Source organism: Micromonospora sp. DT4, from assembly GCF_049841675.1.
Classification (GTDB): domain Bacteria; phylum Actinomycetota; class Actinomycetes; order Mycobacteriales; family Micromonosporaceae; genus Micromonospora.
Genome location: NZ_JBNCKT010000157.1, coordinates 1 through 9,858, shown reverse-complemented (window position 1 = coordinate 9,858; position 9,858 = coordinate 1). Strand labels below are relative to the sequence as shown.

General features: G+C 71.3%; 12 protein-coding genes. 7 read left to right on the top strand and 5 right to left on the bottom strand.

Going from position 1 to position 9,858, the window contains the following annotated elements; all coding sequences use genetic code 11:
• Nucleotides 1–75: 75 nt before the first annotated feature.
• Nucleotides 76–195 carry a recombinase family protein gene (locus ACLQ24_RS26995; protein ID WP_425894540.1) on the top strand — a complete coding sequence of 40 codons (120 nt, stop codon included), beginning with the start codon at nucleotides 76–78 and terminating at the stop codon, nucleotides 193–195.
• Between the two features lie 105 nt (nucleotides 196–300).
• Here the strand turns inward: ACLQ24_RS26995 and ACLQ24_RS26990 are convergent, their stop codons facing one another.
• Entirely contained in the window at nucleotides 301–564 is a 264-nt protein-coding gene (locus tag ACLQ24_RS26990) for a mycoredoxin (RefSeq protein WP_425894538.1), read from the bottom strand.
• Nucleotides 565–657: 93 nt separating this feature from the next.
• Between ACLQ24_RS26990 and ACLQ24_RS26985 the strand changes: the two genes are divergently transcribed.
• The 3 genes from ACLQ24_RS26985 (at nucleotide 658) to ACLQ24_RS26975 (ending at nucleotide 3,691) form a co-directional block, all read left to right on the top strand.
• Nucleotides 658–2,823: an ATP-dependent DNA helicase UvrD2 gene (locus tag ACLQ24_RS26985; RefSeq protein WP_425894536.1), complete on the top strand. Its 2,166-nt coding sequence runs from the start codon at nucleotides 658–660 to the stop codon at nucleotides 2,821–2,823.
• 121 nt (nucleotides 2,824–2,944) lie between these two features.
• Nucleotides 2,945–3,196 carry a hypothetical protein gene (locus tag ACLQ24_RS26980; protein ID WP_425894534.1) on the top strand — a complete coding sequence of 84 codons (252 nt, stop codon included), beginning with the start codon at nucleotides 2,945–2,947 and terminating at the stop codon, nucleotides 3,194–3,196.
• 129 nt (nucleotides 3,197–3,325) lie between these two features.
• Nucleotides 3,326–3,691, top strand: coding sequence for a WhiB family transcriptional regulator (locus tag ACLQ24_RS26975; RefSeq protein WP_425894532.1), 366 nt, complete (start codon nucleotides 3,326–3,328; stop codon nucleotides 3,689–3,691).
• Between the two features lie 293 nt (nucleotides 3,692–3,984).
• Here the strand turns inward: ACLQ24_RS26975 and ACLQ24_RS26970 are convergent, their stop codons facing one another.
• The 3 genes from ACLQ24_RS26970 to ACLQ24_RS26960 form a co-directional block, all read right to left on the bottom strand.
• Entirely contained in the window at nucleotides 3,985–5,331 is a 1,347-nt protein-coding gene (locus ACLQ24_RS26970) for an ABC1 kinase family protein (protein WP_425894530.1), read from the bottom strand.
• Nucleotides 5,328–6,440, bottom strand: coding sequence for a hypothetical protein (locus tag ACLQ24_RS26965; RefSeq protein ID WP_425894528.1), 1,113 nt, complete (start codon nucleotides 6,438–6,440; stop codon nucleotides 5,328–5,330). Before ACLQ24_RS26965 ends, ACLQ24_RS26970 begins: the two co-directional genes overlap by 4 nt.
• Before the next feature lie 226 nt (nucleotides 6,441–6,666).
• Nucleotides 6,667–7,242, bottom strand: a complete 576-nt coding sequence (locus ACLQ24_RS26960) for a maleylpyruvate isomerase N-terminal domain-containing protein (protein ID WP_425894526.1) — start codon at nucleotides 7,240–7,242, stop codon at nucleotides 6,667–6,669.
• 78 nt (nucleotides 7,243–7,320) lie between these two features.
• On the opposite strand from ACLQ24_RS26960, the gene ACLQ24_RS26955 reads away from it, so the two are divergent.
• Nucleotides 7,321–8,307 (top strand): helix-turn-helix domain-containing protein, encoded by a 987-nt coding sequence (locus ACLQ24_RS26955; RefSeq protein ID WP_425894524.1) that lies wholly within the window; start codon nucleotides 7,321–7,323, stop codon nucleotides 8,305–8,307.
• 30 nt (nucleotides 8,308–8,337) lie between these two features.
• On the opposite strand, the gene ACLQ24_RS26950 is transcribed toward ACLQ24_RS26955, so the two are convergent.
• On the bottom strand, nucleotides 8,338–8,817 hold the full coding sequence (locus ACLQ24_RS26950; protein ID WP_425894522.1) for a hypothetical protein: 480 nt from the start codon (nucleotides 8,815–8,817) through the stop codon (nucleotides 8,338–8,340).
• Between the two features lie 75 nt (nucleotides 8,818–8,892).
• On the opposite strand from ACLQ24_RS26950, the gene ACLQ24_RS26945 reads away from it, so the two are divergent.
• Both ACLQ24_RS26945 and ACLQ24_RS26940 read left to right on the top strand, forming a co-directional pair.
• Entirely contained in the window at nucleotides 8,893–9,042 is a 150-nt protein-coding gene (locus ACLQ24_RS26945) for a hypothetical protein (RefSeq protein WP_425894520.1), read from the top strand.
• A gap of 272 nt (nucleotides 9,043–9,314) precedes the next feature.
• The gene (locus ACLQ24_RS26940) at nucleotides 9,315–9,584 is read left to right on the top strand and encodes a hypothetical protein (protein WP_425894518.1); all 270 of its coding nucleotides are present in this window, start codon (nucleotides 9,315–9,317) and stop codon (nucleotides 9,582–9,584) included.
• Nucleotides 9,585–9,858: the final 274 nt, after the last annotated feature.

Genomic DNA, 9,858 nt, shown 5'->3' with positions numbered 1-9,858 from the left:
AGCCGACGCGCGTCCCGCACCGTAACGCCCATACACCCCAAACGATCACAAACCATTTGGGTTACGGGTCAATAACTGGACTGGGCACGCTCCGGGGACACCCTCTGCGTGTGGAAGCTCGATCGGCTCGGTCGCTCGGTCAAGGACGTGCTGACCATCGCTGACGATCCCCTCTTGGTCAGAATGGAAGGCTGAGGCGGAGAGTGCCTGACCAGCCGCTCAGACCGACGCAGAAGCCCCGGCTCACCACCGGGGCTTCCTGCTGTTACTGGGCCGCGTACGCGGTCATGAAGCGTTCGGTCAGCTACCGATGCCGGCCTCGGCCAGAGCGCTCTTGACCTGCACGATCGAGGGGTTGGTCAGCACGATCTCGTCTCCGCCGCCGGTGGGAACTATGCGGATCGTCGGCACCGTCTGGTTGCCGCCGTTGACGCTCATCACGAAGTCCGCGGCCTTCGGGTCCTGCTCGATGTCGACCACCTCATACCCGACGCCTTCCCGGTCGAGCTGCGATTTCAGCCGGTGGCAGTAGCCGCACCAGGGAGTGGAGTACATCGTTAGCATGATCTGATCCTCCGGCTGCTCCGGCCGACGGCTTGCCGATCAAGCCGAGGCTGTCCGCTACAACACCCGGGGGAGCTGAGATGATTCCTGGTTGTGGGGGTTCATTCAGCGTCGGAAGGCGTACTCGCCGGGCTGGACCCGGAGCAGCGCTCCGCGGTGACCGCACCCGCCGGCCCGGTCTGCATCCTGGCCGGGGCCGGCACCGGCAAGACCCGCGCGATCACCTCCAGGATCGCCCACCGGGCGCTCTCCGGCGAGATCTCGCCCCGGCACGTGCTCGCTGTCACCTTCACCGCCCGCGCCGCCGCCGAGATGCGACACCGTCTCACTCTGCTCGGGGCGCACGGTGTCCAGGCGCGGACATTTCACGCCGCCGCGCTGCGCCAGGTGCGCTACTTCGCCCCCCGCCTGCTGGCCGGCCGTGCCATGCCCGAACTGTTGGACAGCAAGGTGCGGCTGGTCACTCTCGCCGCCGCCCGGGTCGGTCTGCGTACCGACCGGGCCGCCGCGCGGGACTTGGCCGGCGAGATCGAGTGGGCCAAGTCGTCGCTGGTCGAGCCAGGGGACTACGTCGTAGCGGCGGCCCGCGCGCTGCGTGACACGCCACACGAGCCGGCGAAGGTCGCCGAGGTGTTCACCGCGTACGAGCAGCTCAAGCGCTCCAACGGGGTGATCGACTTCGAGGACATGCTGCGGGCCGCGGTGTGGGGCATCGAGGAGCACCCGGACGTCGCCGAGCAGGTCCGTGGCCAGTACCGGCACTTCGTGGTCGACGAGTACCAGGACGTCAACCCGCTCCAGCAGCGGTTGCTGGACGCCTGGCTGGGCGGCCGCACCGATCTGACGGTGGTCGGCGACGCCAGCCAGACCATCTACTCGTTCACCGGGGCGACGTCGGCATATCTGGTCGACTTCCCGCGCCGGCACCGCAATGCCACGGTGGTCCGGCTGGTCCGGGACTACCGCTCCACCCCGCAGGTCGTCGGGCTCGCCAACGCCGTGATCTCCCAGGCTCGCGGCACCGAGGCGCGGCTGCGACTGGAGTTGAGCGGACAACGCCCTCCGGGCCCGGAACCCGACCTGCGGATCTTCACCGACGAGCCGGCCGAGGCGAACGCGGTGGCCGCGCGCTGCCGGTCGCTGATCGACGCGGGAACCCCGGCGAAGGAGATCGCCGTGCTGTTCCGGACCAACGCGCAGTCCGAGGCGTACGAGAAGGCGCTGACCGAGGCCGCCGTGCCGTACGTGGTGCAGGGCGCGGAGCGGTTCTTCGAGCGGACCGAGGTGCGCCAGGCGATGGTCGCCCTGCGGTCGGCCACCCGCTCGATTCCCGGGGAGACCCCATTGCCGACCGCAGTGGTCGAGGCGCTCACCGCAGTGGGCTGGGCGCCGGACGCGCCCCCGGCCGGCGGCGCCGCCCGCGAGCGCTGGGAAGCGCTGGCCGCGCTGGTCCAGCTCGCCGAGGAGTACGCCGCCACGCCCGAAGTGGTGCCGATCGGCGAGGCCGCGTCGGTGGAGCGCCCGGTCACCCTCACCGACTTCACCGAGGAGCTGGCCCGCCGGGCCGCCCAGCAGCACGTGCCGACGGTGGACGGGGTCACGCTGGCGTCGCTGCACTCGGCCAAGGGGCTGGAGTGGGACGCCGTCTTCCTGGTCGGCCTCGCCGAGGGCACCCTGCCCACCACGTACGCCAAGACGGTCGAGCAGGTGGAGGAGGAGCGCCGGCTGCTCTACGTCGGGATCACCCGGGCCCGGCAGTGGCTCTGGCTGTCGTACGCCGCCGCGCGCTCGCCGGGCGGGCGGGCCCGGCGGCCCTCGCGGTTCCTGCCCCAGCTCGACCGCTCCGGTGGCGCCGAGCGGGCCGGTGCCTCCACCGGTCCCGCGCGCCGTCCCGAACGGCGTCGGACGCAGATCGTGTCCTGCCGGATCTGCGGCGCCACCCTGCTCGCCGGCCCGGACCGGAAGCTCGGTCGCTGCCCCACCTGCCCGTCCGACATCGACGACGAGCTGCACGAACGCCTGCGCGAGTGGCGGCAGCGGGTGGCCGGCGCGCAGAAGGTCCCGGCGTACGTGGTGTTCACCGACGCCACGTTGACCGCGCTGGCCGAGCGACGGCCCGGGCGGCCGGAGGAGTTGATCGCCATCGCCGGCATCGGTCCTCGCAAACTGGGCCTCTACGGGGAGTCGGTGCTGGCGCTCGTGGGGGGCGCGGGGGTGGACGACGTCTGCCCGGAGAAAACTTTCGAAATCTCGTCGTAAATTCGTTTGCCCTCGCCCCCGGGCGAGGAATAGCCTCAGAACACACCACGCGAGCGGCGCCATTCCGGCTGCTCACGGGGGTTGGTCCAGTCGATTCGAGGAACGTGAGGGAGGTGGCACCGTGGAGATCTTCACCTATGAGCGTCTGACGGCAATGCCGTCTGTCCACGCTCCGCTGTCGGCTGTCCGGGTGGCCCTCGCGGCCGCACGACCGTCGGTTCCGCAGGTGCACCAGGTTCAGGCCGAGCTGAACCTGACCGTTGCGCCGAATGCCGGAGTCGAGGGGACCAGTGGCATCACGGGCATGGGCATCGATGGCGCCAAGAAGCGCACGGATGTCTGCGGCGTTCCACCTCGAGGTAGACCGGTCTGATCCTCAGACACCGGCTCACCTTGAGGCCGCGGAACCCGCTACCGGGATCCGCGGCCTCAGTTTTTTGCCCCGCCGAAGTACGTCGGAATGCGATCCACGAGATCGAAGTGAGAGAGAGGTGACCGGGAGATGAGTCTGGCGTTGGCCCCCCTCGATGTGAGCGTCGAGCTGGAGGCGAACCTGCCCTGCCGGAAGTTCGACCCCGACCTGTGGTTCTCCGACTCGCCCGCCGAGCTCGAGCTGGCCAAGTCGCTCTGCGGGGACTGCCCGCTGCGCGTCGAGTGCCTGGCCGGAGCGGTGGAGCGAGCGGAGCCGTGGGGCGTCTGGGGCGGCGAGATCTTCGAGCGTGGCGCGGTCGTTCCGCGCAAGCGGCCCCGTGGCCGTCCGCGCAAGGAGGACGTCGCTCGTGACGTCGCGCTCCGGGTCGAGGCCGAGGCGCGCCTGGCGGCCAGTGGGCTGTCCGAGGTGCGTGGCGCGGTCCGGCTGGCGGCCTGACATGTTCCCGACCCGTTCCAACTACGCCGGTGCCACATCGGCAGTGAGTGAGAAGACGATGTTGAACGTTCCGAGTGGTGCCTTCGAGATGCAACTACTCCACGAAGCGTTGACCAGGGCTCGAATGCGCCGGCCTCAGGCCGGTCGTACCACCACGAGCACTGAGGCAACCCGTTCCGCCCGTACCGTCGCCATGAACAGCCGCAAGCAGTCGGCGCGCGACCTGGGCGTTCTCTAGTACCACCCCACGCAGAAGGGCGGGTGCCGACCGGCACCCGCCCTTCCTCACATCCTCAGGCGACCGGCGCGAAGCCGGGCAGCCAGCGTTCCAGGATGCTCCGGTACGGGGCCTTGGCCTCCAACTGGCAGAGCACCCCGATCGAACCGAGCGTCACCCGGTGGATGAGCAGGTACGACGGTGGCAGGTTGAGCTGCCGGCTCAACTGGTAGGTGGGGGATCGGGGGCTGGCCAGCCGCGCCGCCTCGGCCCGTAGCCAGGCCCGGCTGAACCGGAACCCATCGGCGGCGATGGGCTCCAGCATCGGGCGGAGGAAGTCGAGGACTCCCTCGGCGTCGATCTCGTCGTTGGCGCCGATGAACCCCTCGTCCCGGAGCCCTGCCACCACCCCGTCCGCGTGGCCGCGCAGGGCCCGCCCGGCGATGCGGCCGATCGGCTCCGGAGTGCCCTCCGGCATCCGGGCCACCGCACCGAAGTCGATCACGCCGAGCCGGCCGTCGGGCAGCAGCCGGAAGTTGCCCGGGTGCGGGTCGGCGTGCAGCAGACCCGCCCGCTGCGGCGCGGACAGGTGCAGTGTGGCCATCAGCCGACCGGCCTCGTCCCGCTGCTCCTCGGTGCCCTCGCGGATGATGTCGGCCAGCGGGGTGCCCGTCACCCACTCGGTGACCAGGACCCGGGGCGACGCGGAGACGACCTCCGGAATGAAGATCTCGTCGTCGTCGGCGTACGCGGCGGCGAAGGTGCGCTGCGACTCGGCCTCCAGCTCGTAGTCCAGCTCCTCGGTGATCCGCTCGCGCAACTCGACGAGGAGCGGCTTCACATCGAGGCCGGGCTGGATGGCGCGGAACATCCCGCCCAGCCGGGAGAGCTGCTTGAGGTCGGCGAGCAGGGCGTCACCGGCGCCCGGATACTGGATCTTGACCGCCACGTCGCGGCTGTTCGGCTCGCCCGACGGGCCGTACCCCGGCTCCCGCCACCGTGCCCGGTGCACCTGCCCGATGCTCGCCGCGGCGGCCGGGGTGTCGTTGAATTCGACGAACCGGTCGCGCCAGTCCGGGCCGAGCTGCTCGGCCAGCACCTTGTGTACGCTCGCGGCCGGCAACGGCGGCGCGGCCTCCTGGAGCTTGGTCAGCGCCTGCCGGTAGGGCGCGGCGATCTCCTCCGGCAGGGCCGCCTCGAAGACCGACAACGCCTGGCCGAACTTCATCGCCCCGCCCTTGAGCTGCCCCAACACGCTGAACAGTTGCTCGGCGGTGCGCTGCTGGATCTCTGCCGAGATGACGTCGGAGGCGAGCCCGGTGACGCGCTTACCCATGCCGAGGACGGTCCGGCCGGCGAAGCCGAGCGGCAGAGCGGCGAGCTTGGCGGTCCGGGACACGGCCCGGCGCGGGATGTCGGTCACTTCGTCATTGTTACCGACCGGAGGGCTCCGCTGCTGCTGTGCGGCCGGGCTGGTGCGCACACCCGGCTTCGCGAACACTCACACGCGGGGTGCGGCGGCCAACCCCGGCGACGGAACCGGCCCGCGCCGGAGATCTCCATGGCACCCCCCAGCGTCTCGGGTTGGCCGCCGTCGAGGTGCGCCAGGGCCTCCGCCACCGCGTACCCGACCGCCGCGAACACGGTGCCGGTCGCGCCGGCGGCCACCGGCTGCGCCGACGCCAGTTGGGCGGCGAGCCCCGGCCAGGCCGGGTCGCGGTCCGCTCGGTGCAGCTCGACGCAGCGCAGACATGGCCCGGCGGGTGGACGCACCAACGGCCCGATCACCGGTACGCCCTCGCGGAGGGTCACCACCAGGTGCGGTTGACGACGCTGGGCCAGGCCGGCGGCGAGCAGCGCGGGTGGACGGTCCGCGCCGAACTGGATCACCAGGTCCACCCGGGCGGCCCGGACCGGGTGGGTGCCGGTGCCGGGCGCGACACGGTCGACCGCCGTCCGGATCGCCGGGGCCAGCGGCCGACCCAGCTCCGCGGCGGTAATGCCCGTCCCGATCAGGTCGATCGGTCGTACCAGGCCGCTGAGGTGCGGGATCACCTGTCCGACGCCGGCCTGGGCCAGCGCCACCGCCAGCGGCGCGCCGAGGGCTCCGGCGCCGGTGAGCAGCACCCGCGCGGCCCGCCGGCGACGCAGGACCTGGGCCGGGGTGCCGGGAAGCCGGGCCGCGACCAGGGCCAACGCTCCGGCCTCGGCGGCGAGCCGGGCCCGGACCGGCCCGGCCAGGTCGCGTGGGAGCAGGGTGTGCGCCGGCACCAACAGGCCCGCCGCGCGCAGGGCGTCCAGCAGCGTACGCGCATCGTCGGCGGCCACCTGGGCGGCGCTGGCCTCGGCCAGCACGTCCCGCTCGCTGCGGCTGCCGTCCAGCAGATCGAGCAGGTGAGCGGTACGCGGGTTGGCCAACTCGACCAGCGCGGCGGGCCCGGGGCCCAGGCCGATCTGCAGCGTGTGCCGATCCCGCCAGAGCCGGCTGAGGCCGGGGAGGAGCGCGGGGCGAGGCAGCGGGGTACGACTCATAGTGACGAATAGTGACCGCATCCCTGCGCTGGGTCGACCGTTGTCCACAGGCGGCTAGTGCCGTATCCAGCCTTGTCCACAGGATCTGCCGGGTTATCCACAGGCTTCGGCGTGTGCTGTCGGCCACCCGACAGGCCGGTCTACGTCCTGGACGGCAACGGGGGCGGGGGGGGGGGGGGGGGGGGGCCGCCCCCCCCCCCCCCCCCCCGTCCAGCCGGCAGACAGGTCAGTCCAGCGCGGCGCGCCAACTCCAGGACGTACGCCGCTCCCGACCCGGCAACTCGCCACGACCGGTCATCCACAGCAGCACGTCGTGCGCGTCGCCGGGCGGGGCGTCCGGGAAGAGCCGCCGTAGCACCAGCGCGCTCAGCCATTGCGGCGGCCGCCACGGCACACCGAGGCCGATGGTGATGTCGTGAGTGTGCAGGACCGTCTCGGCCACCCCCATGGCGGCGAAGCCGGCCGGGTCGCAGGGGCCGAAGTGCCAGGCCCGCGCGGTCGGTTCGGCGGCGTCGACGGCGACCGCGAGCAGCCCGGCGCAGGCACGCACCACGTCGAGCACCCGCTCCGGGCTCGCCGTGGGGGAGACCTGCAGGTCGTACGGGAGGTAGGCGTCCGTCGCGAGACCGGTGACCTGGCCGGCGTACGCGAGCAGGTCGTGCGCGACGTGCGCGGCGGTGGTCCAGCAGCTCCACCTCAACGTGCCGGCGGGAATTGACCAGTCGCGGGCGCGGTGCGGCGTGAGCACCCTGATCATCTCGTCGGCCGCGTCCCGTACGTCGGCGCTGGTTACCGGGGACAATCCTCGCTCCTTCGCTCAGGACCGTGACAGGTCGATGCGTGCAAGAATCCATCCTCGCGCACGGGAGAGGCGAACAGCATGTTGCCCAACCTGGTGGTGGACACGACGGTACTGCCGCCGCCTGAACGGTTCGAGTTCTGGTACGCCCTGGTCGCCCAGGAGACCGCGCCCGTGCACATCACCAGCGCACGGCTGGACGACTTCGTCGCGTACGCCCAGGCCATCGACCTCGGCCGGATCCGGTTGGCCTCGCTGCGGTACCCCTCGCTGCACGCCACCCGGCCCGCAGGACTGGCCCGCAGAACCGAGACGGACATCTACCAGTTCACGCTGCCACTGACGGGCCGCAGCACCCTGGTCCAGGACCGCACCGAGACCACGCTCGTCGCCGCCAGCCACTTCACCCTGCTGGACACCGCGCGTCCGCACATCGCCCAGCACCGGGCGGACGGCTCCGGTCTCGCCACCACGATCACCGTGCAGATTCCCTACGCGGCGCTGCCGTTGCCGCCGGACCGACTCCGCCGTCTGCTGGCCACACCGATGCCGGCACACCTCGGCGTCGGTGGACTGCTGGTCCAGCATCTGCGGAGCATCGCGGCGCACCCGGAGCAGTACGAGCCCAACCAGGCCGGGATGCTGGGCGGCGTGGCGCTGGACCTGCTCACCGCCACGCTCGCCCAACGCCTCGACATCGAGGGCGCCCTGTCGCCGGAGGCACGGCACACCGCGCTACGCGTCCGCGTCGTCGACTTCGTCGAACGTCACCTCGACAACGCCGAAATCAGCCCCCGTACCGTCGCCGCCGCCCACCACATCTCCCTGCGGTCCCTACACCGCCTGTTCGAAGGCGAGGCGACGACGCCCGCCGAACTCATCCGGGCCAAGCGTCTGGAGCGGTGCCGACGAGACCTGTGCAACCCGCTGTACGCGCGGCAGCCGGCCCACCTCATCGCCGCCCGGTGGGGTTTCGCGGACAAAGCGCACTTCAGCCGCCTCTTTTGTGCGCGCTACGGACGTTCACCGCAGGCGTACCGGGCGGCCGTCGCACCGCCGGGGGACTGACGACCCACCCGCCGTGCGCGGGACGGGCCGCTACCGCCGCCGGTGGTCGGTCGGGTCGTCTGCGACGAAGTCACGGACGGCGGCGCGGATCATCTCCCCGTACGGGTCGATCGGTAGCCGCGCCAGGTGCTCGCGGGCCCCGGCGAGGTACTCCCATGCCTGGCCGGCGTTGCCGAGTCGCCGGTGGCAGTCGGCGAGGTTGAGATAAAGCGACGGCAGGAACGCCCGCACCCGCAGCGAGGACAGGTGCCGCTGGGCGCGTTCGTCGGTCAGCTCGGACACGGAGGCCAGGGCGCGTTCGTCCCAGCGCAGTTCCGCATCGAGGGTGTCCTGAAGGTCGGCGAGGTGGTGGGCCAGGGTGCAGCGGTGCAGGGCGTCACCGCAGGGGCCGATCTCGTCCCACAGCGCGGTGAGCAGCTCACGGGCCTCGGCGGTCGCGCCGGTCTGGCCGAGCTGCACCGCTTCGACGATCCGGGTCATGGTCGGGTCGGGTGCGGACTGGTCGTTCATGGCGGCGATGCTCGGGCCTCGACCGGGTCGAGGGTCAACGGGACTTCCCCCGACTTCCAGTACATCCAACTGTTCATGCTGCCGATGTACCTGTTCGCGACGACGTTCTATCCCCTGTCGGTCTCTCCGGAGGCGGTGCGGCCCTTCATCCAGGCACTGCCGCTCTACCACAGCATCGAGCTCGTTCGGGAGCCGGCGCTGGCCATCTCAGCTGGCACCTGCTGATCGCGGTGGTCTATCTCGTCGCGTTCGGCTCGATCGCGATGTGGGTGGCCACGCGCCGGATGACCCACGCCATGCTGCGGTGAACGGCATAAAGGCTGGACGCGCTGCCGCTCGGGCTTGTACCTCGCAGTCGACCGAGACACCGCCCGAGGAGGTGAGACCCATGAACGCTGGTTCGTTGTGGGTGCTCCCCCTACCGTCACGGTCGGGCGACTGACGCAGGTGTCGCCGGGAGCGCCTTCTCACCAAGGCACTCTCGAAAGGTCCACCCTGTGTCCTCCACTTACCTCGATCCTTCCCGGCATCCCATCGACGTGATCATCGTGGATGAGTACCGGGAGTTGGAGGCGTTGGACAAGCTCGGGAACCCTCAGCCCGCTGGACCGTACCGCCAGGCCCGTGGGCGAACCCCGCAGCAGCAGGCCCGCTACGAGACGCTGACCAGCTCATCCCGGGGCGCCACCGGCGCGACCCCGACGCGGACGGCGCAGCTGCGCAGCCGGTTCGACACCTACCAGGACGCCCACCACCCGACAGGCTGACCTGGACCGCCGAGCGTCAGCAGCGGGCCGACCTGGCCGTCCGAGCTCGACCCCTGGATGACGCAGACGCCGCCCGGCTGGAACAGATCACCACCGAGTACGACCAGATCACCGACCGCTGCGCGGAGCTGGGCGGCGAAATCACCGCCCACGCCGAGATCCCCGGCCACCACAACGCCACGCTCGTCATCGAGGCCGCAGGTATCCACGTCGCTCTACACCGACCTCGCGTTGGACGCGTTGAAGATGGCGATCTGGCGGCGCGAGCATCAGG